Origin of the sequence: Alkalinema sp. FACHB-956, from assembly GCF_014697025.1 — a bacterium.
In the GTDB taxonomy this organism is placed as follows: domain Bacteria; phylum Cyanobacteriota; class Cyanobacteriia; order Leptolyngbyales; family Leptolyngbyaceae; genus Alkalinema.
In genome coordinates this window covers 407736-428230 of the sequence record NZ_JACJRC010000001.1, presented here as the reverse complement: position 1 = coordinate 428230, position 20495 = coordinate 407736, and the positions used below count along the sequence as shown (strand labels likewise).

General features: G+C 51.8%; 17 protein-coding genes. 4 read left to right on the top strand and 13 right to left on the bottom strand.

The window, feature by feature from the left end; translation table 11 throughout:
* Nucleotides 1-113: 113 nt before the first annotated feature.
* The 7 genes from H6G21_RS01725 to plsX form a co-directional block, all read right to left on the bottom strand.
* Nucleotides 114-962, bottom strand: a complete 849-nt coding sequence (locus tag H6G21_RS01725) for a RodZ domain-containing protein (RefSeq protein WP_190569837.1) — start codon at nt 960-962, stop codon at nt 114-116.
* On the bottom strand, nt 959-1750 hold the full coding sequence (locus H6G21_RS01720; RefSeq protein WP_190569835.1) for a pseudouridine synthase: 792 nt from the start codon (nt 1748-1750) through the stop codon (nt 959-961). Before H6G21_RS01720 ends, H6G21_RS01725 begins: the two co-directional genes overlap by 4 nt.
* A gap of 670 nt (nt 1751-2420) precedes the next feature.
* Nucleotides 2421-2714, bottom strand: a complete 294-nt coding sequence (locus tag H6G21_RS01715; RefSeq protein WP_190569833.1) for a DUF2288 domain-containing protein — start codon at nt 2712-2714, stop codon at nt 2421-2423.
* Between the two features lie 282 nt (nt 2715-2996).
* Nucleotides 2997-3680 (bottom strand): lysophospholipid acyltransferase family protein, encoded by a 684-nt coding sequence (locus H6G21_RS01710; RefSeq protein WP_242041580.1) that lies wholly within the window; start codon nt 3678-3680, stop codon nt 2997-2999.
* Nucleotides 3681-3723: 43 nt separating this feature from the next.
* On the bottom strand, nt 3724-4617 hold the full coding sequence (gene fabD, locus H6G21_RS01705) for an ACP S-malonyltransferase (protein WP_190569832.1): 894 nt from the start codon (nt 4615-4617) through the stop codon (nt 3724-3726).
* A gap of 166 nt (nt 4618-4783) precedes the next feature.
* The gene (locus H6G21_RS01700; RefSeq protein ID WP_347277960.1) at nt 4784-5776 is read right to left on the bottom strand and encodes a beta-ketoacyl-ACP synthase III; all 993 of its coding nucleotides are present in this window, start codon (nt 5774-5776) and stop codon (nt 4784-4786) included.
* A 68-nt stretch (nt 5777-5844) separates the two neighbouring features.
* Nucleotides 5845-6882 (bottom strand): phosphate acyltransferase PlsX, encoded by a 1038-nt coding sequence (gene plsX, locus H6G21_RS01695; protein WP_190569827.1) that lies wholly within the window; start codon nt 6880-6882, stop codon nt 5845-5847.
* Nucleotides 6883-7043: 161 nt separating this feature from the next.
* On the opposite strand from plsX, the gene H6G21_RS01690 reads away from it, so the two are divergent.
* Nucleotides 7044-8456: a DUF2079 domain-containing protein gene (locus H6G21_RS01690; protein WP_190569825.1), complete on the top strand. Its 1413-nt coding sequence runs from the start codon at nt 7044-7046 to the stop codon at nt 8454-8456.
* Nucleotides 8457-8910: 454 nt separating this feature from the next.
* Nucleotides 8911-9393, top strand: a complete 483-nt coding sequence (locus H6G21_RS01685) for an FHA domain-containing protein (protein WP_190569823.1) — start codon at nt 8911-8913, stop codon at nt 9391-9393.
* Between the two features lie 367 nt (nt 9394-9760).
* On the opposite strand, the gene H6G21_RS01680 is transcribed toward H6G21_RS01685, so the two are convergent.
* The 3 genes from H6G21_RS01680 to rpmG form a co-directional block, all read right to left on the bottom strand.
* On the bottom strand, nt 9761-11791 hold the full coding sequence (locus tag H6G21_RS01680; protein WP_190569820.1) for a ribonuclease R family protein: 2031 nt from the start codon (nt 11789-11791) through the stop codon (nt 9761-9763).
* 379 nt (nt 11792-12170) lie between these two features.
* The gene (gene rpsR / locus H6G21_RS01675) at nt 12171-12386 is read right to left on the bottom strand and encodes a 30S ribosomal protein S18 (RefSeq protein WP_190569818.1); all 216 of its coding nucleotides are present in this window, start codon (nt 12384-12386) and stop codon (nt 12171-12173) included.
* 184 nt (nt 12387-12570) lie between these two features.
* Nucleotides 12571-12765, bottom strand: a complete 195-nt coding sequence (gene rpmG / locus H6G21_RS01670) for a 50S ribosomal protein L33 (RefSeq protein ID WP_190569816.1) — start codon at nt 12763-12765, stop codon at nt 12571-12573.
* A gap of 288 nt (nt 12766-13053) precedes the next feature.
* Between rpmG and glp the strand changes: the two genes are divergently transcribed.
* Nucleotides 13054-14334, top strand: a complete 1281-nt coding sequence (glp, locus tag H6G21_RS01665; protein ID WP_190569812.1) for a gephyrin-like molybdotransferase Glp — start codon at nt 13054-13056, stop codon at nt 14332-14334.
* Between the two features lie 128 nt (nt 14335-14462).
* On the opposite strand, the gene ftsZ is transcribed toward glp, so the two are convergent.
* The 3 genes from ftsZ to H6G21_RS01650 form a co-directional block, all read right to left on the bottom strand.
* Nucleotides 14463-15803: a cell division protein FtsZ gene (ftsZ, locus tag H6G21_RS01660; RefSeq protein WP_242041579.1), complete on the bottom strand. Its 1341-nt coding sequence runs from the start codon at nt 15801-15803 to the stop codon at nt 14463-14465.
* 183 nt (nt 15804-15986) lie between these two features.
* Nucleotides 15987-16979, bottom strand: a complete 993-nt coding sequence (locus tag H6G21_RS01655; RefSeq protein WP_242041578.1) for an FtsQ-type POTRA domain-containing protein — start codon at nt 16977-16979, stop codon at nt 15987-15989.
* Nucleotides 16980-17238: 259 nt separating this feature from the next.
* Complete coding sequence (locus H6G21_RS01650; protein WP_190569810.1) at nt 17239-17928, bottom strand: response regulator transcription factor; 690 nt, start codon at nt 17926-17928, stop codon at nt 17239-17241.
* A gap of 671 nt (nt 17929-18599) precedes the next feature.
* On the opposite strand from H6G21_RS01650, the gene H6G21_RS01645 reads away from it, so the two are divergent.
* Nucleotides 18600-20474 (top strand): ATP-binding protein, encoded by a 1875-nt coding sequence (locus H6G21_RS01645; RefSeq protein WP_190569808.1) that lies wholly within the window; start codon nt 18600-18602, stop codon nt 20472-20474.
* Nucleotides 20475-20495 lie beyond the last annotated feature (21 nt).

Here is a 20495-nt window from a genome sequence, read left to right as displayed (position 1 = left end):
AAGATCGCAAAGCAAAGTGGCTAACCGTTACTGGCTAGCCACCTAACACTATCGCGAGCATTGACTGAGAACTTCAAAGCCTCAGAACTTCAAAGCCTCAGAACTTCAAAGCCTTAGAACTTTAAACTATCACCAGAGGTTACTGTTCCCACAGGCAAGGTCGCTAACTTCGGGTCAGGGGGAAACGCGACCTCTTGCACGGTTCCAGGCTCGCCGAGGGGCTTAGCCTGACCTTCATTAAACGCAGCCATGACGCCACCGGCATTCCCAGCCCGGACAACCACCTGTTTTTCGGCAGCCCAAGTGCGAGTCGTGCCTTGAGGTAACACCCCTTCAAACTCCTGCTTACCATCCACCGAAATTCGGATCCAGGACTGATCCTTAAACACCAATCCAACTCGAACTGGCTTACCAGTCGAATTTGCCTCGATCGAGGTTGCAGTGGTGGGACTCGCAGCCCGTGCCCCCAAACTGGGGCCCATGGGCACAGGGGACACCGGTAGACTTTCTTTAAACTTTTGGAGGCTTTCTGCCGTGAGTTGGGGCTGGCTAGCAGACTGGTTCATCAGATAGGCTAGTCCCTGTACAGCACCCACTACCAGCGCCAAATACACCAGATAGAGGTGGGCGGGCCGCAGTTGTCCCAACGGGAGCCAGCCCCAATTCAGACGCTGGGGTAAAGCGACTGGATTGGTCAAAAACTCACTCGCTAAGTGAACCCCATTGAGTCCGACCGCGTTGCCAAATAGGCGAATAAAACTCTGAACATAAACGGGTTCCGGAAGATCGGACAGCCGTCCCTCTTCGATCGCCCGCAGCAAGCGCACCTGAATGTGGGTTCTTGCGGCCACATCATCCAGGCTCATTTCGCGCTGCAATCTTGCATGACTTAAGCGTGTCCCCAGCTCTGCCAGCTTTTCGGCCTGCTGTTGTTTTGCTGCTTGGAGGACTTGCTTCCTCATAACCTCTGCTCCTTGCTCGTGGCTGTCGCCCTAATCGATAGTAAGTGAAGTTGGCGTTGTAAGAAAAGAATTTCAGCTTCCGTGAGAGATCGATACTGTCCGGGAGACAGGGGGGGATGGGCCGGCGAATCTAAGGTGATTGTTCCGATCGCCACCCGATGGAGATGAATCACGGTGTGTCCCAGGAGATCAGCAACTTTGCGAATTTGGCGATTTCGCCCCTCCGACAAAATGATTTGCAGAAGTGTGCGATCGGAACGCTGCTTCAGGACTTCCACTTTAGCAGGTAAAGTTTTACGTCCTTCCAACATAATTCCCTCACGCCACCGTCGCAAGCAACTGAAGGACGGATGGCCTTCCACCCACACTTGGTAAGTTTTAGGCACTTGATGACTAGGATGGGTTAGCCCGAAGGTCAATTCGCCGTCATTGGTCAAAATCAGAGCCCCGGTGGATTGAGTGTCTAGCCGTCCCACTGGATGGATTCCTTGACTACTCTGTAAGTCCTTGGGTAGCAGACTTAAAACGGTGGGCCGATTCTGCGGATCCCAACAGGTGGAGACGACCCCGATCGGCTTGTTCAACAGAAGGTAAATCGTCTGGGGGCGTTGAACGGGCTGGAGTAGCTGATCATCCACTTGAATGTGATCGACGGAGGGATCAGCCCTTTGCCCTAACTGAGCCACTTGGCCATTCACCCGAACCCGACCTTCCAGAATCATCTGTTCAGCCTGACGGCGGGAAGCAACGCCCCATTGAGATATGACTTTCTGTAACCGCTCTTCCATGGTGAGTACGTCATCTCGCCGAACAAGTAACGAGTTTTCTAGGAGACCTCAGTCAACCAATCATGGGTGAACCCATCAAGTGAACCCATCATTGAACCTTTGCCATCTGAATGAACGTTGAACCACTCAATACGGAATTGGGTAAGTAACATCATGCAACGATGCAATCAGTTTTGGATAGCAGCACAGAGATAAAGCACAGATTCCTACAAAATATTAGCGGAATATCTTCCTTATCTGGAGAGTTGCAGGAAAACCCATGGAATTCTTGATTTTTCTCCAGTTATACAGTATTTCTGTCCCAACTTATGGCTACCCGATTCAAAGTCATTCACTGACCCAGTCAGTCACTGAATTCACAGGTGTGCTCAAAGGAGTTCACAGGTTACCTAACAACTTAAAAATTAGTTGACGAGTTGGTTGACGAGCATCGATGCCCATCTGACGAGCGTTGGACTGTGCCAACCTATCATAGCGAACTGCCTTGGGCTTCCCCAAGTCACGTGTGATACCCAAAGTCATACTAGATGCTGAATCTTGACCATTGTTTGTGCTGGATGGGCTTAGGTATCTAGACAATGCTTCGTTATTTTGAGCAATGAGCCTTCCAGAATTCGTATCCAATGACACCAAAGCTTTAATTTATGGCTAAACCGCTGACCCTGTGCCACTACGAGGGCCCAGAAATTTCCTGGACGAGAACATAGGGTTGAACAATCAGGGCTTGCAGACGCTTGGTTTGGGGCCAAGTCTCTAACTGTTCCACAGTAGGCTTAGCCACAAGTTGCTCCGTAATCCAGCGTCCAACCGCAACGGAGTCATCTTGCGCGATCGCCAAGCCCACGTCTACCAAGTCCAGCCCCTCGGTCACGACAATGACAACATCCCGAGCCAGATGGGGAGCCAACCAAGACCACTCCGCCTCATCGATCGATTCCGTTAATTCTTCGCGTAGGGTTGCCATAAATGCCTCGTAGATCCGTTGAGAAGGAGGAAACAGATGGGAAATAGATGAGAGATTTAAAAGGACAGCATTAAAATAGATTACAAAAAATGATGGCAAAGGTTATCAGAACGACCAATGCCACATTGCACGATTGATTCACTCATCCAATCATTCAGCGAATTGAGTCTTGCGTCAAAACCATTAACTAAAGCATTAACAGAGATTAGAAAAACCAATCAATCATTTTCTAACCCCCGGTGCAAAAATGCCTTTTCCAACAGCTCTAGATGGATAGACCCATTAGCGTCCTAAATCATGGAGTCCATTGATCACGGCTGCACACTGTTGTGTCACCGCTTCCAACTCTGCCCGATCGCTGCTGGTAGGCGGGAGAATGATTTCTCCAATGCGAATCGTTAGCGGCACAGATCGGGGCCAAGCGGATCCTGATTGGAAAATCTCGTGGCTCCCCCAAAGACAGACGGGCAGAATCGGCGACTGGGTTTTCGCCGCAATCCAAGCTGCACCAATTTTCGGATCTTGGATGCGGCCATCACGGGTGCGCGTTCCATCCAGAAAAATTCCCGTTGCCCAACCTTTTTCGATCGAAGCAATGGCCGATTTCATGGCAGAGCGATCGGCGGAACCCCGTTTGACCGGATAAGCGCCATAGGCTTGGATGGCCTGTTTCAGCACCGGAACTTGAAAGAGCTCCTCCTTAGCCATGAAGGCGACGGGACGCCCCACGCAGTTAGAGACGATCGGTGGATCAAAGTCACTAGCGTGGTTACTCACAACCAACAGCCGCCCGCGCTTGGGCACATTCTGCGCCCCATAGATGCGTCCCCGAAAGTAGGTGTGTAGGACTGGGCTGACCACAGACCACTTAAATAAGTGGTAAAGCATCAGGCTGATCAAGGGTTCCCGATCGGGAACCTGCAGCGAGCGCGGTTGAGAAAGACTGTCAGACATGGGATCAGACATGGGAAAAGCCACTCAGAGGAGGAGCAACGTGAGGAATTTAAGGTTAGGCCAAGGCAGTAGCAGCCAAATCTTCGGCAGTGCCCACCGTGGAGAAGGTGAGGTCGCCGCATGTCCGTTTGATAATACCGACGAGAACTTTACCGGGGCCGACTTCTACCACGCGGGTAATCCCTTCCTCGGGCAGTTGCAGAGAAATTTCCCGCCAGCGCACCGATCCGGTCATTTGCTTGCTCAGACGATCTTTGAGAACAGCTCCATCGGTGCTGGGAGTGGGGTCGGTATTAGACAGCACAGGCACCGTGGCATCCTGGAACGCGATCGCATCCAAAGCTTGATTAAATTTCGCAGCGGCATCGGCCATCAGAGGGGAATGGAAAGCTCCGCTGACATTCAGTTTGACGGCCCGTTTACACTTCACCGAGGCAATCACGGCATCCACAGCGGCAGGCGTTCCCGAAATCACGACCTGGCCATCGTTATTATCATTGGCCAGAACCACCCCTTCCGTTTGACCGATCGCGGTTTCCAGTTGCTCCCGGTTAAACCCTAGGAGTGCTGCCATTTGGCCATCAGAGGCACTATCCATCAGTTGCGATCGGGTTTGGATCAACTGCAAGCCCGTTTCAAAGCTAAACACGCCCGCTGCGTAGAGGGCAGAATATTCTCCCAGGCTGTGCCCTGCCACTAAATGCGGTTTTTCCCCGGCCAGCTTGAGGCGATCGGCCAGAATGGTTTCAACAATGTAAAGGCAGGGCTGGGTGTACAGTGTTCGGGAGAGTTCCGCTTCATCCCCTTGGATCCGATCGATCACCGACCAACCCAAAATCTCGCTTGCTGCTTCAAATCGAGCTTTAGCAGCAGGGATATCCAGAAGATCTATCCCCATTCCAACGGCCTGTGAACCCTGGCCAGGAAACACCCACGCGGTTTTAGTCATGGCTTTAACTGATGTTGTGAACAAATGGTCAACGTTGCCAGCGGCGAACGTCGTTATGGCGCGACGTTACACCGCTGTGGATTAGGTGAATGGCGAGTGGGGAAATCTCAGACCGATCGTGCCCCATTCGCACGGTCAAGGAGGAGCCGTGATTGGCCCAAATGGGTTACTTCCCCCACTGAACCACTGCAGCCCCCCAGGTCAAACCAGCCCCAAAACCAGACATCGCGATTTTGTTTCCGGGCTGAATTCTGCCATCTCGTACCGCTTCATCCAGCGCAAGGGGAATGGAAGCGGCGGAGGTATTGCCATACTTGGCTAGGTTACTAATAACTTTTTCGCGGGGAATGGAGAGTCGATCGGCCACAGCATCCAAAATCCGTTGGTTTGCTTGGTGCATGACCACCCAATCGATCTCGGCGGCATCCAGTCCTGCATGGAAGAAGGTTTTCTCCATGACTTCCGGCACCTTGCGAACGGCAAACTTGTAGACCTCTTGCCCATTCATGGTGATGGGTCGATATCCCCCTTGGGCGATCGTCACGTCTGGAGTGAGAACCTTGGATTCCCCTTGGTAGGCCAAATTTAAGCAGGCATTTTGGCTGCCATCACTGTGCAATTCAAAGCCCAGTAAGCGATCGATCGGATCTGCTTGGATGACCACAGCGCCTGCACCATCGCCAAATAACACACAGGTGCGGCGATCGCTCCAGTCCACCCAGCGCGACAAAATATCCCCCCCAATCAGCACCACATTGCGATATACCCCAGTGCGGATAAACTGGGCTGCTGTGACCAACCCAAAGACAAACCCAGAACAAGCCGCCGTCAAATCAAAGGAAACGGCACGGGTTGCACCCAACCGCGCTTGAATCACCGATGCAGTGCCAAACAGATCATCGGGGGTAGAAGTTGCTAGGAGAATCAGATCGACCTCTTCCGGAGCCACTCCAGCCATCTCCAGAGCTTTGGCCGCAGCCGCAGCCCCCAGCTGGGCTAGGGAATAACCAGGATCCGCTAGGCAGCGCCGACGGATGCCCGTGCGAGTGGCAATCCATTCATCGGAGGTTTCAACGACCTGGCTGAGGCCATCGTTATCCAGGGATACTGCGGGAGATGCTGAGCCACAGCCAATAATTGCAAGTCCAACCCGTTCCAATAGTCTTGTCTCCATGCTGACGGGGTATGTGCTGAGGGAATCTGTACTGATGGGAGAGATACAGCGACCTAGGAATTTTCAGCGATCGCGGGCACTACGGTTTCTTCATAGCTGGAACGAATCCGCTCCAACACCTGATTTTCCACCGCTTCTTTGGCTAGGCGAATCGCGCTACAGACCGTACCAGCCTTAGAACTGCCATGGCCAATAATGCAAATACCAGCCACGCCTAACAACAACGCGCCCCCATGTTCCGCATGGTCAACGCGCTGCTTAATGCGTCGGAGATTGTGGCGGAGAACAGCGGTTCCCAGCTTACCACGCTTGCCACGAGGCAATTCTTCCTTGAGGATTTGCAGAAGAATATCGCCTACCGCTTCGGCAAATTTTAAGAGGACATTGCCCACAAAGCCGTCACAGACCACAACATCAAACTGGCCCGATAGCACATCCCGCCCTTCAGCGTTGCCGATAAAAGGAATGTGGGGATTGTCTCGCAGAAGTTGATTGGCAGCCAAGGCCACTTCGTTGCCCTTGGAATCCTCTTCACCAATGTTGAGCAACCCCACCCGAGGCTCGGGGTTCCCCATCACATACTGGGCATACACCGTCCCCATGAGCGCAAATTGCTCTAGATACTTCGGACGGCAATCGACGTTAGCGCCCACGTCTAACACAATCACGGGTTTATTCGGAATCATGGTTGGGAACACCGCCCCGATCGCCGGTCGATCGATTCCCGGCAGACGACCTAGGCGCAGCAACGCCGCCGCCATGGCTGCCCCAGAATGGCCAGCGGAAAAGACCGCATCTGCTTGCCCCGATTTGACCAAATTCATGGAAACATTGATCGAAGCCTTGGGTTTTCGCCGCAGGGCACGACCCGGTTCCTCCGACATCTCGACCACCCCTTCGGCAGGCACGATCTCTGGTTTCCGGCTATAGGTGTGGTTGGCCAAACAGGCTTCGAGTTCCTGGGGGTCGCCCACCAGTAACACATCGACATCCCAAGCTTCCTGGGCTTTCAAAGCGCCCGCGACGATTTCCGCCGGAGCATGATCACCACCCATCGCGTCAATTGCGATTCGTACCCGCGTTGATCCCATTGGTGAATAGTGATAAAAACCTAAAGAATTTTACCAGAAGGGCTTCCCAACATATAGGGCACAAACCAAGTAGGTCTATAAACCAAGTAGGTTACGAACTCAGGATTTGGCCGGGATATTCAAAAGCTCTCCAAGTAAAGCACCAATAGCATAGGGGATTCATGGGGCCTAAGACTATTACTCTTCCAAAAAAACTCATTCTTCTGACGGTTGTCAGCACGATCGGTCTTTTCTGTTGCAGCAGTTTACGCCATGCCTGGTTTTGGTCAGGGGCGTTTGATCTGGGATATTTTGACCAAGCTGCTTATTTAATTAGCCAAGGCCAGCCCCCGATCGTATCTTTTTGGGGCTATCACTTCCTGGGAGGCCACGGGGATTGGATCCTCTATCCGATCGGGCTGCTCTATCGCATCGTTCCGACGGTTTATTGGCTGTTGGCGATCCAAGCACTCTCCCTATCCCTTGGTCATCTCACCACTTGGCTTGTGGCGCGGCAAGCGGGATTAAGTGAGGCTAAATCCTGGGCGATCGTGCTGGCCTATGGGCTCTATCCCTTGGTATTTAATCTAAACCTGTTCGATTTCCATCCTGAAGTCATTGCCTTGCCGCTAATCTTGCTTGCGGTTTGGGCCGCCAGAGCCGATCGCCTTGGGCTATTTGCAGGATGTCTAGTGGTGATTTTAGGATGCCGGGATGCCCTAGCCATTACCGTTGCGGCCATGGGCGTTTGGCTCTGGTTTTTTGAAAAACGGCAGCGGGCGGGGGCGATCGCGATCGCATGGGGCCTCGGCTGGTTTATTTTTGTCACGCAAATTTTGATTCCCCATTTTCGCCCGGATGGGGTGGAAGCCGTGAGACGCTATGCCTTTTTAGGGGATTCTCTGCCGGAGGTGATTGCCAATCTGTTTCTACAACCCGGTTTAGTGTTGGGTCGCGTTTTTTCCGGTGAAACGATCGGGTACTTAGCCCTGCTGCTCCTACCCCTATTCTGGGTACTCAATCCCAGATTCCTAGCCCCGACGATCGTGGGATTGCCGAATTTCATCATTAACGTTCTGTCGAACTCCCCGGCTCAACGGGATTTAGTTCATCAGTATTCTCTGCCAATTCTGCCGTTCTTACTGCTTGCCGGAATTGCCTGCCTTGCTGCCGATCGTCCCATTTTGCTCCGCCAACCTCGCTGGATCATTGCTTGGTCGCTTTTTGGATTCCTCTGTCTGGCGAAATATAGCTACTTTGGCTGGAAATTCCTCGATCGTTTGGATACATCAGCCGCCGTACAGACTGCCCTAGCCCAAATCCCCCCCCAGGCTGCGGTACTGACCACCCATGACATCGTGCCCCACCTGACCCATCGGGCCCAAATTGACTTCACTAAGGGCGACTATTCTTTACGGCTCGATCGTTTTGATGCGGTGCTATTGAATCTCAAACATCCGGGATTTGGCAGCGATCGAAACTATGCTCACGTTGTCCTACAGCAGGCTCAAAACACCCCTTCCCTCCAGCGCATCTTTACCCAGGATGAAGTCTATCTTTTTCTCCGTAATTTTCCGGATCATCCCAAAGAGTGATGTGTCTAAAGTAACTATAAATTTCGAATAAATACGGACATTATGTGGACACCGCCTGAAGGACTTGCGAACCTCTCCAATGTTGATGTAAAGCTTCTGCAAAGAAACCCTGCCCCACGGTTGTCAGGCCAGTGGAAATTAGTGTTTACTCTGGTAGTGAGAAAAACCACTTAAATAGGTGATTGACCTTTCCTATTACGTGACAATCATCTAGTACTTGACACACCATCAGTCCCTTTCTTGGGATGGAGGTTTGTTGGAACCCAGGGGGTCTACAGTTTAAAGGCTGCATTTGCCAACTGCTACACCGTCGTCAGGGATTTAATCTCTCGCGTAAGTAACCTGAAAGTTGACACCCGAAAGTTGACGCTTAACAGTTAACAATTGTGTTTCACTGCAAATGCATTGGGACGGAGAATAAATGTTGAATCTAGAGTCCTCGCAGGAAGGGTACATGCCCGAAGCTCATTCACTTCCGGCTTCAATCCTCAAAGTACCTAACCTCTTAAATGACGAGATTTCCACCTTAGAGAAATCTGCGACATACATTGGAGAAGACGGTGATAACGACCAGCCGTTCGCGTCTGAACTCCGTTATTCCTACTACATCCAAGCCACTCGGATTGAGCATCGGGCTTTCCTGACGACCAATCTGCCCACCATGGGCGAAGCTCAGGTGACGGATGTGGGCTCCACCTGGTTGATTGGCCGGAGTCGCAATTGCGCGATCGTGGTACCGGATCGATCGATCTCCCGTTGCCATGCCGTCATCAGCCATGATCCTCAGTACGGCTTCTATGTGATGGACGTCGGTAGCAGCAATGGCACCTTCCTCAATCAGCAGCGTTTAGCGGTGCTCAAACGATACCCAATCAAAGATGGCGATATTCTCACGCTCTGTCATCTGCGCACTGAATTTTTTATCCACCCTCGCTAGCCGCCTATTTTTTTGCGGGCAGTCTTCTTCCTAGCCATGCTTCTTCCTAGCCATGCTTGGTAGACGTGCAAGGCTGTAGGTTGACTGATTGACCGAGCATGCAGTGGACTGTGCCCCCTAGCTAGAGGATGCCTCTGGAGGGTGATTGGAGAGTGAGAATGCTTGAAAAGCGCATGACTTAATGTTCATGACTTAATATTCATGACTCAAGATGTTCATGACTTAAGGTTCATGATTTCATGTCGACGCTTCCCGGCTAGTTAAGTGTGGCCAATGCTAACTGAATTGGCCAATTGCAACAATACCGTTCCCGAAATTTTACCGTTCCCAAAATTTTCCCCGAAAATAGCCTGTTGAATCAGGCAGTCTAACCTGCTGCCATCTGAGTTGCCTCCAGGGTGGAGACTTCTTGGAGCTGAATCGTATCTTCACGAGGATCGGCTCGCACAACTTTAACTTGAAAGCGATCGCCCAATTCGATCGAACGGTTGAGACGCATGGCTAGTTCCAGACCCAAGTCTTCCAGCAGGACTAAGCACAGACCTTCATGTTCGCGGAGCCAGCGCAGCATTAGGGTAGACCAGACTTCGTGGGTGTTGCGTCGAAGGTACTCCAGTCCCCAGTAGCGATTGGTTTGGCGCTCCACCAAAGCCGCTTCTTGAACATTACTGGCAATGCTCAAGACTAAATCTTGCATTTGTTCCGCAGAGAACGGCAGCGATTCTCCTCGCAAATGGGCTTTGATTTGGAAGTGAGCAAGTAAGTCACTGTAGCGCCGAATCGGTGAGGTGACCTGTGTATAGGTATCCAGCCCCAAGCTGGCATGGCGAGAGGGGGTGATGCTCAGTTCACTCCGAGGCATACAGCGCCGAATGGCACAAGCTCTCGCAGGCCCCGCCGGAACTTGTAATAACTCTTCATCGGATGGCAGTTCAGGTTGGGGCTGATTGCGAAATAGCAACGGTAGGCTATGGATTTGACCATAGCGAGCAGCAACTTCTCCAGCCAAAATCATCATCTCTGCCACCAGTTGCCGGGAGAAGCGATCGTCCAGCACCTGGATAATAATTTCTTCCCCATCGTTTTCCACTTTGATGGTGGATTCTGGCATGTTGATGCTGATTGCCCCCTGGGATTGTCGCCAGAGTTGCCGCTGCTTGGCCCATTTCGCGAGGCTCTCTAGCTCCGGTTCTGCCGTCACCCCCAATTCCAGCATCTCGTCCACATCCGCGTAGGTGAGGCGATAGGTAATTTTGATGTGGCTAGCGTGAATACTGAAGTCGCTCACTGCGCCATCGGCGTCTAACAAAATACCAAAACTGAGGGCACAACAGACAACCCCAGTGTTCAGACTCATGGGGCCTGTCGCCAGTTCCGTGGGGAACATGGAAATCATGCCCGTAGGTAGATAGAGGGTGGTACTGCGGCGGCGGGCTTCTAGATCTAAGGGATCACCGGGCAGGAGCCAGCGAGTCGGATCGGCAATATGGATCCAAATACGTTCAGAGCCATCGGGTAAATATTCAATACTCAGACCATCATCAATTTCGCGCGTACTTTCATCATCGATCGTGTAGACCTTCAGATGGGTGAGATCTAAGCGATCGGGATGCAAGTCTTGTGGCGGGGAAAGGAGGTACTGATGTGACAACTCTTGAACCTTTGGCGGAAAGTGAGTAGGAATTTGACTATGGCGAAGGAAAAGGTTTTCGTGGGGACTCCATAATCCTAATTCAACCAGAAGCCGAAATGCGCCTTGTGCCGTTTCAGGACGTTTGAGGGCCGCTAAGACCTCGATCGCAGCACTGCGATTGGGAGCATCATCACCAAAGGCGGCAAATTTTTCGAGGGCATCTAATCGGGGACGATCGCTGGGCTGCCAATCGGGCGTTTGCTCACCCGCAATCACCTGTTGCAACCGGGTCAAAAATCCTTCCCATTCCTGCTGGCGCTGGTTGGCGAGGGCAATTTGGCGCTGGATTTCCGCGACTTGACTGGCAGGCCGAGGTTCGTAGCGATCGCCCTTTTGCTTGAAATACAGTCGATCTTCTGCCAAGAGCAGATGGGCAATGTAGCAAAACTCTGGATCAGTCGAGGAAAACAGCAAGGTAGCCAATGCAGCGGGATCGGTGGACTCACCTTCTTCTACCAGAAGTTCCCAAGCTACTTCCAAACTTGAAGGATCCAGGGAGGACTGAACTCGCTGGGAAAAGGCAGCAATTTCCGTGGGCTTAAACGTCTGCCCGGTAACCGTGTATTCAATCTGGCGTGGATGGAGCGTCGAAGCTTGACCTCGTTCATCGATCACGACCCAGTGTTTTTTTCCTTCTGGGCGATCGATCACCGCAAGACGCCGTTCTCCGTTCACAACAAATTCAACCAGCGTTCCCTTTTCCATAGCAGGGCTTCATCCAGGCGAGCGTATACGACTTGAGTAACTAACCCCGAACCGTTCCAGGAAATAGCGGGTTGGTTTAATGATTACCACAATCACCAAACCCTCATTTCCGATCGGTCATTAGTCATCCATTTCTTATTGATGGAATCTTATTGATGAAAAAATAGTGCCAGCAATAGCTGTCTGCTAGCAAGCATTATTAACTAGCAAACATTAATTAACTAGCAAGAATTGTTATCTGGCAAGAATTGTTATCTGGCAAGCAATAAACGATTACTAGTGATTACTATTGTCAATTTGCAAAGGATTCAAATAAGACGAGGGATGATGGACTGTTTAATTGCGGCCATCACCCCTCAGATCTATCCCTAAGACTCGCTTAGCCTTCTTGGTTGATGAAGGGTAGCAATGCCAAAATTCTAGCTCGCTTGATGGCAACCGTCAGATCCCGCTGCTGTTTAGCGGTCAATCCTGTGATGCGACGAGGCAAAATCTTACCGCGCTCTGTAATAAACTTCCGCAGCAGGTCTACATCTTTGTAATCAATGGGATCGCCCGGTTTAATGGGAGAAATGCGACGACGAAAATAAGCCATGGTGTTTCACTCGATGAATTGGACAGAACGGAGATTCTGAGTTTTGTTTGGAGCGATCGCCCCCTCAAAACTTCCAAAGGATTTGCCAGGAGAACTGGTGTATCAAATCCGAGCCTTCGCTAAGTTTGCGAAGCTCTGGTCGTCAAGCTCGCTTTAAAGGCACTTAGGACGACTAATCTCACAACTACTTAATTTCGCGGTGAACGGTATGCTTGTTGCAATGGGGGCAGAACTTCTTGAGTTCTAGCCGGCTGGTGGTGTTCCGACGATTCTTCATCGTGGTGTAACGGGACACCCCTGCAGAACGCTTATCTGGATTGGTACGGCACTCCGTACACTCCAGCGTAATGATTATTCTTACGCCTTTGTTTTTAGCCATGATTCACAACCTTAAGGGCTGGTATTTATTCAGACACAAATAACCATTATTTCACAGGAAGGTCTAGTTTGAAAGTAATCTGCAAGGGGTTTTGCCAGTTTTTTCAGAAGAACAGCTTGCGTTAGTCGAGCAAAAGCACCCCTATCATCCCTGACTGGTGGTTAGGAAAGCTCGATGGGTCGATCGGGGCATCACCTCGGGGTTCAAATTTTCATGCAATTTTTTGCTCAAATATTATTCAAATATTGTTCAAATTGTATTGTTCAAATTGTTCAAAATTGTGGGTCTATGTTGGCAGTTGAAACGGCGGAGTCTTTGATTTTTCAAGCAGTCCAAGTGCCGGATGCAGCGGTTGATTGTGATTGGGTACCGTTATTGGAGGCGATCGATCGCGTTTTGGCACAGCCTGTGAGCAGTGAGTTGGATTTTCCCCATTGGGATAATTCTGCAATGGATGGCTATGCGGTGCGCTATGACGATGTAGCAACAGGGCAAGTGGCAACAGGGCAAGTGGCAACAGGGCAAGTGGCAACAGGGCAACCTGGGGCAATCACCCTGGCCGTGGTTGAAGAGATTCCGGCGGGGGTTGCCCCCCAACAAACACTGCAACCGGGACAGGCGGCCCGCATTTTTACGGGGGCGATGCTGCCCTTGGGAGCCGATACGATCGTGATGCAGGAAAATACCCAGCGCCAAGGCGATCGGGTCACGATCTTAGTCCCCCCCCGTCACCTAGGGGAATTTGTCCGGCGGCGGGGTGGTTTTTACCAAGCGGGACAACCGTTGTTAGCGGCGGGAACTCGTCTAGGAGCCGCAGAAATTGCGGTTCTGGCAGCCGTGCAATGTACCCAGGTACCGGTCTATCAGCGGCCCAAGGTGGCCATTCTCTCCACCGGCGATGAACTGGTGACACCAGACCAGCCGTTACAGCCGGGACAGATTGTGGATTCCAACCAATACGCTTTAGCGGCTTTGGTGCAACAGTCGGGAGCGGAGGTGTTGCGTTTGGGCATTGTGCCCGATGATCCCGCTGCGTTGCAAGCGGCCATGGAAGCCGCGATCGCCCAAGCAGATATCGTAATTTCTTCCGGTGGGGTCTCCGTCGGGGATTATGACTATGTGGATGGAATTTTAGAAGCGCTGGGCGCAACGATTCAGATTCGATCGATCGCGGTTAAACCCGGCAAACCCCTCACCTTTGCGACCCTGCCTAATACGCTGTATTTCGGCCTGCCTGGAAACCCAGTCTCTGCCTTGGTGACATTTTTACGGTTTGTTCAACCGGCTTTGAAACGACGATCGGGACTGGCAACGGGCTGGCAACCGAACTTCATCACGGCCAAAACGGGTTGTGATCTCAAGTCCGACGGCAAGCGTGAGTCCTACCTTTGGGGCAAGGTCACCTTCCAAGCCGGTGAGCTTTGCTTTTCGCCCGCTGCGGGAGGCCATAATTCGGGTAACTTGATTAACCTCGCAGGCTGCAACGGTCTCGCCAGGATCCCCATCGGCGCAACGGCGATCGCTGCAGGAAGCGACACATCAGTGTTGTTGATGCAGGGCATTGTGTAGATGCCCCAGTTTACGGGGGGTGCAACCACTCCTTGAACCCGGAAAACCCACAAAAAAGGCACCCTACAGGGTGCCTGAAACCAGAACAGAAAACTTTGAATGAGTAATCACGTTGAATTGCGTTGCAGCTAGCCTCGGGGTGGACGACGACGCTGCAAAAACTCAGGAATATCTAACCCCCCAGGCGTTGGTGGTGCAGGCTTGGGGGTGCGGGGTTCCGGTAAGGGTAATCCGCCAGCATTGGTTTCCGATTTGGGAACCGATCGCTTGGGTGTAGCCGTAGGTCGGGTGGCTGCTTGCACTTGGGTCTCCCCAGAGAATCCTGTGGCAATGACCGTAATCCGGACTTCACCCTGCATCCGCTCATCAATCACAGCGCCAAAGATGATATTGGCATTGGGATCAACGACTTCATAGATAATCTCCGCAGCAGCATTCACTTCATGGAGGGTGAGGTCATGGCCACCGGTAATGTTAAACACGACGCCCCGCGCACCGTCGATCGACGCTTCCAACAAGGGCGAAGAGATAGCAGCCATCGCGGCTTCCCGTGCCCGAGACTTGCCGGAGCCAATGCCAATGCCCATCAAGGCCGATCCCGCATCTGCCATCACAGCCCGCACATCGGCAAAATCTACATTGACTAAGCCCGGAATGGTAATGATGTCGGAAATCCCCTGCACCCCTTGGCGTAGAACATCATCGGCTGTCCGGAACGCTTCTTGCACCGGGGTCGATTCCGAAATCACGGACAAGAGCTTGTCATTGGGAATGATGATTAAGGTATCCACTCGCCCTTGCAAGGCCGCGAGTCCCTCTTCCGCTTGATTGGTGCGTCGCCGCCCTTCAAAGGTAAACGGACGGGTCACAACTCCAACGGTCAGTGCTCCAATTTCCTTAGCCACTTCGGCAACGATCGGCGCAGCTCCGGTGCCTGTACCGCCCCCCATACCCGCTGTAATAAATACCAGGTCAGACCCTTCTAGGGCCGCTGCAATCTCATCACGAGACTCTTCTGCAGCCTTCTGCCCGATCGCGGGATTACCGCCCGCCCCGAGACCACGGGTTAATTTTTGACCGATTTGCAGTCGCTTTTGGGCAGAGGACTGGGTCAACGCTTGGGCATCGGTATTGATTGACCAAAATTCAACCCCGGTCACTTCACTGGCGATCATTCGATTGACAGCATTGCCGCCACTTCCGCCTACGCCAATTACTTTAATTTTGGCAATACTGCTGGGCACGATGTCACCACTCCTTAATTCCTCTCCGGGCACCACTTTGACATTTCCCCCTGAATTACTGGATGAACTGATACTGCGGAGAGAGTTGGAGCTATCCCCTACCGACGCAAACTTCGAGACTCCATCCTCATGGGAGCCTATATCCGCATGGGAACGAATCTGACCGGGCTCAAGCGACTCGTTGAGGGTCAGTGGAGTGGAATTTGACTCATTGTTAAGCGTCATTGGAACTACGGGCGGAACTTATAAACAATTTTTTGACTCCAGGTAGCAACGCATCACCAGGGGGTAACTGGCTAACCGGAACACCAATTCTACTAAATCTTCAACAGCAAAACCGTCGATTCGCCATCAAGTTCGGTTTAATTGTGCCATGAGATTACGGGAAATTCTGCCACAGTTCGATCGCTATGGGGTACTAATTTTTCCGGAGCTTTTTGCAGCACGCAGTTTCAGGATAGGCGTATTGGGATTTCGCAAATCGAGATATTCCATAGAACCCGCGGTTTTATTCCGAGACAGATCCCGCATACGATCGAGGACTCGAATTTGGTTGCCAAACTGATTGCCATAGGCTCCGAGGTGTACAGTCCCTAATTCAGTTTTGAGGATTAGGTTTCCAGGGTTCTGCCAATTAATGGCCTGGACCGTGATGGGGCTGCGGCTAATGATGGGGTAGAAGCGATCCCAATGGGGTTGATAGGTATCAGGATTCCCAATCACTTGGAGGGGCGGCAATTGGAGATTCTGTTCAACGGCTGTATAACTTTCCAAGGGGATCCAGCGCCCATGCTCATCCAATAAGCCAGACGGTTGCCCCGTAGCCGCTCCCTTTGAGGCGGTGTCTCTAGAAGGGTTACTGCTAGGGGCCTTGTCCTCCTTGGAGATAGATGCTTGACCATTAGGCCCAGGACTCGTGTTGCGATCGGCCTTGCTCGCTTCCCCTGGAGGAGTCAACCAAGCTTGGGCAACGGGTTTACGTTCACGGATACGCACGGTTAACCCTGGGGGGAAGAGATGGCGCTCTACGCTCACCTCGGCGATGGGGGCCTTGTCCTTTAAGGTCTCAGCAATTTTGGTCGGTTGCACCTTACTGAGGGACTCAGGATAGTTGATCGGTAGCAGGGATCGTACCGTTTTTGCAGCTAGGAACTGATTCCCTTCAATCTTGACCTGAGCAGGGTTTCGAATGACCCAATTAGGCTGAGTCACCGCCCATAGGGAGGTTCCGGCAAGCCCGAGAACCACAAGCGATCGCCAAGACATTTTGAGGGTGCGGTTACGTCGTTGTCGCCGCAGTTGTTGCCTTCGTTGAGAAAGTTCGTGCCGAGAAACGGGAGCAATGCCAGCCATGGTGTCTAGAAGGAGGAAGATTGGCGGAGCGACGAATTGCGCGGACAATTCGCACTGCTAATGCGGGGGCGGCTTGACTGGGGATTGGTACTGGAAAGGGTAATCAAGATTGAGTGGGTCAAATCGCCAAAAAATTTGTCCCTATATTTAAGCATGGTCAGTCCAAATGGCACGGCTGAGATTTTCTCATTACGAAGGCACGCTCTAGCTAAATCGTCGTCTCTACCGAGGACGCGAACAAGCAGCTTAACGGATTAGGTGACTGGATACCTGAATAACTAGATACCTGGATACCTGGATAACTCAACTAGCAAACCAGCCCCGATCGTAAAGCCCGCACCGCTGCTTGTGTCCGATCGTCAGCGCACAATTTATTCAAAATATTGCGGACATGGGTTTTCACCGTACCGACCGTGATGAAGAGCTTATCTGCGATCGCAGCGTTGCTGTAGCCGTCCACAATCAGTTGGAGAACTTCCAACTCCCGCTCGGTTAAGGGGTAGGATTCCGTTGGCTCAGTGGGGGTAGGGGGTAGGGCCGCATTGCGCCCTGCCATCGCGGGCTGCTGGGACTGACGCAGAACAATGCGGGCGATCGCCGGATCAATCCAAGAATTCCCTTCATGGGTGACCCGTAGGGCTTCCACCAATTGATCCAGGCTGACATCCTTCATGCAATAGGAATCTGCGCCAGCGGCAAAGGCTGCCATTACAACGTCTTCCGTATCCTGAAGCGTCAAAATCAAAATTTTGGTTGGGGAGTTCTCTGACGGCTGTGCCTGTTTAAACCGTTTTGTCAACTCAATGCCATCCATATCGGGAAGACCAATATCCACAATGGCCACGTCAGGCTTAGCGATCGTCAGCAAACGCAGCCCATCGGCCCCATTGGATGCCTCGCCAATGACCCGAAAACCCGATCGTTGTTGGAGTGCAGTCCGCATGCCGACACGGGTTAAATCGTGATCTTCTATCAGCGCGATTCGAATGTCGTTCATTAGAGTTAACTTCCACCCATTTGCATAAGGATACTTACCCAAAGACTGCCCTGAATTCTGCCATCTGCATCACTGTGGTCACCCGCTCCTTCAAAAGTTTAAACGGACACCCAAAATTCCCAAAACGTGAGGAAATCCCTTAGCGGTGCAGATCTGGTTAACCCCTATTTCGTGCTCAATCGTAGCCGTTTATTCTCGCCCACCTCACCCTAAATGATGAAGGAATTGAGAGTAAACTTCACAAGTCCCCTCGAGATTGACTGCAATTGCAGCGGAATTGAGTGCTTATGGTCAATTTGTTGCCATAAGGTCAACTCATGATGAATCTCGTGCGATCGTGTCTACGGATCTCCCATGTCTCCCATTTGACTCCTATGCATCCACCCTAGGTAGATTCTCAAGAGTTTTGGGCTTGATGGTTCCGATTAGAGTACCTCAATCAGTGTATTTTCGAGTCTTTTGTATCTATTCGAGACTGTCATATTTAGAAGGGAGTCCTTACATCCACCCTAGGAAATAAACCGGGGAATTGCGGGTGATAGTCTAGTGGTTAGCAAATCACTAAAATAATTGGGGAATGCCTGAAAATAGTGAATGAGGGGACTAGTTGAGGGCACTAGTGGATAAAGCTGAGTTGGTTGAGCCTAAACTCGGTTGAGGCATGAGATGTGATGGATAGAAATCTCAAGTTACTCATAGCAGGAGCAAGTGCAACGAATCGCATGGCGGTTTGTCAAGCTTGGCACTTGGCGGGCATGGAACTCCCGATCGTGGAAGTAGACAGCACTGCGATCGCGATCGCGACCTTGGAAAACGAGCCCTTTGATTGTTTGGTCATTGATGAACAATTATTGGATGGATCTGGGCAATTTCTCCTAGATGCCGTCCAACTGAAGCCCATCGCAGTTGGAATTGTCATGCTCATGCATGAGGAGAATCCAGAGGGGGCTTGGAAGCTTCTAGAACGGGGTTCTGGAGAGTATCTAGTGCTGCCGGAGGTCACCCCCACAACCCTCTGCCATCGCGTCTGGAATGCAGTTCGGCTCAACCGCATGGCGTGGCGGATGCAAGGGATGCATCACCAAGTCCAGAAAATTTTGGCTGAGAATGAACGGCTCTCGCAGTCCGCTCAAGAAGCTGAAAAAATCCGCAATCGCGTTGTCTTGACGCTAGGCCGCAACCAGCAACAACTACGCACCCTGCAGCAGTTAACGGATCTACTCAACCAGCGGTTAACGAATTTGCCGGGGCTCTTGCAAGCCATGATTGATGCCGTTTGTGAGGCGATTCCCGATGCACAGTTTGGTCTAATCGTGCTGCAAAATGCCCAAACCCAGCACCTCGAACTGACCGCCACCGTGGGACTGCATCGCAGTGATTTTCTTCAAGAAGCGTTTTCCTTGCAAAAGGGGCCACTGAGTCAAGTGTTTTTGACGGGCGAATCTCTCTTGCTACGGACGCACAAGCTCGATCGTCGGATGCCCGCGATCGAGGTTCAGAATCCCTTAGAGCACACGCCCGCCGCCCTGTGTACGGTGGCGATCGCCTCGGCCCAAGCAGGGCGATTGGGGGTGTTGGCCGTTGGCAACTGGGAAAATCCCCAAGCCTTTGACGATGACGATTTACGGCTGTTAATGGCCTTTGGCGAGCAAGCAGCGATCGCCCTGAATAACGCCCAGTTAATTAACGCCTTGGAAGAACGAGAAGAGCGGCTGGCCCTGCAAAATAATTTGCTGTACGAGCAAAACCAAGAACTGGAAAATCAGCGACAGCAAATTCAGATGCAAAACTTGCGGCTTTTGGAAGCGGCGCAAATGAAATCGCAGTTTCTCGCCACCATGTCCCATGAATTACGGACGCCCATGAATGCCATCATTGGGTTTTCTCAGCTCCTCATGCGGCAACAGAAACAACTCTCCCCGCAACAAGCGGACATGGTGAGCCGCATTCTGAACAATGGTAAGCATCTCTTGGCCTTAATCAATGACATCTTAGATCTGTCGCGAATTGAAGCGGGGCGCTTGGAACTGAAGCCAGAAGGATTCAACCTCCCTGAATTGCTCCAATCCACGATCGAAGAACTGCGATCGCTGGCCGATCAGAAGCAACTAGAGCTACAAGTGATTACTCGATTGTTGGATCCTGTGGTTGTAAACGATATGGCTCGGGTGCGTCAGGTACTGGTCAATCTGCTATCCAATGCCATTAAGTTCACTGAAACCGGCGGTGTGGTGGTTGAAGTCCAGGATTTGCAGATCGATCGACTACAAATTACCGTTCGAGACACAGGCATCGGCATTGCCGAAGAACATCTTCCCCATATCTTTGAAGAATTTCGGCAGATCGATCAAACGGCGACTCGTCGCCATGCTGGGACAGGGCTTGGTCTAGCGATTACCAAGTGGCTCGTGCGCATGATGGGGGGGCAAATCAGTGTAACCAGCCAATTGGGGCAAGGGTCTACCTTCGAGGTGGAAATTCCTCGGGAAGTGGTGATTCGGCCTCCAGCGAAGTTACAACCGCTGATGCAAGGCACAGACTTCTAACAGCGAACCTAGCCCCGTTGG

Excerpts from the sequence above, each read along its gene's own strand:
- H6G21_RS01710 (WP_242041580.1), bottom strand. The coding sequence starts at position 3,680 with ATGTCTGATCCCATGTCTGACAGTCTTTCTCAACCGCGCTCGCTGCAG.
- rpsR (WP_190569818.1), bottom strand. The coding sequence starts at position 12,386 with ATGGCTTATTTTCGTCGTCGCATTTCTCCCATTAAACCGGGCGATCCC.
- plsX (WP_190569827.1), bottom strand. The coding sequence starts at position 6,882 with ATGGGATCAACGCGGGTACGAATCGCAATTGACGCGATGGGTGGTGAT.
- glp (WP_190569812.1), top strand. The coding sequence starts at position 13,054 with ATGTTGGCAGTTGAAACGGCGGAGTCTTTGATTTTTCAAGCAGTCCAA.
- H6G21_RS01690 (WP_190569825.1), top strand. The coding sequence starts at position 7,044 with ATGGGGCCTAAGACTATTACTCTTCCAAAAAAACTCATTCTTCTGACG.
- H6G21_RS01720 (WP_190569835.1), bottom strand. The coding sequence starts at position 1,750 with ATGGAAGAGCGGTTACAGAAAGTCATATCTCAATGGGGCGTTGCTTCC.
- H6G21_RS01685 (WP_190569823.1), top strand. The coding sequence starts at position 8,911 with ATGCCCGAAGCTCATTCACTTCCGGCTTCAATCCTCAAAGTACCTAAC.
- rpmG (WP_190569816.1), bottom strand. The coding sequence starts at position 12,765 with ATGGCTAAAAACAAAGGCGTAAGAATAATCATTACGCTGGAGTGTACG.
- ftsZ (WP_242041579.1), bottom strand. The coding sequence starts at position 15,803 with ATGACGCTTAACAATGAGTCAAATTCCACTCCACTGACCCTCAACGAG.
- fabD (WP_190569832.1), bottom strand. The coding sequence starts at position 4,617 with ATGACTAAAACCGCGTGGGTGTTTCCTGGCCAGGGTTCACAGGCCGTT.
- H6G21_RS01680 (WP_190569820.1), bottom strand. The coding sequence starts at position 11,791 with ATGGAAAAGGGAACGCTGGTTGAATTTGTTGTGAACGGAGAACGGCGT.
- H6G21_RS01650 (WP_190569810.1), bottom strand. The coding sequence starts at position 17,928 with ATGAACGACATTCGAATCGCGCTGATAGAAGATCACGATTTAACCCGT.
- H6G21_RS01715 (WP_190569833.1), bottom strand. The coding sequence starts at position 2,714 with ATGGCAACCCTACGCGAAGAATTAACGGAATCGATCGATGAGGCGGAG.
- H6G21_RS01725 (WP_190569837.1), bottom strand. The coding sequence starts at position 962 with ATGAGGAAGCAAGTCCTCCAAGCAGCAAAACAACAGCAGGCCGAAAAG.
- H6G21_RS01645 (WP_190569808.1), top strand. The coding sequence starts at position 18,600 with ATGGATAGAAATCTCAAGTTACTCATAGCAGGAGCAAGTGCAACGAAT.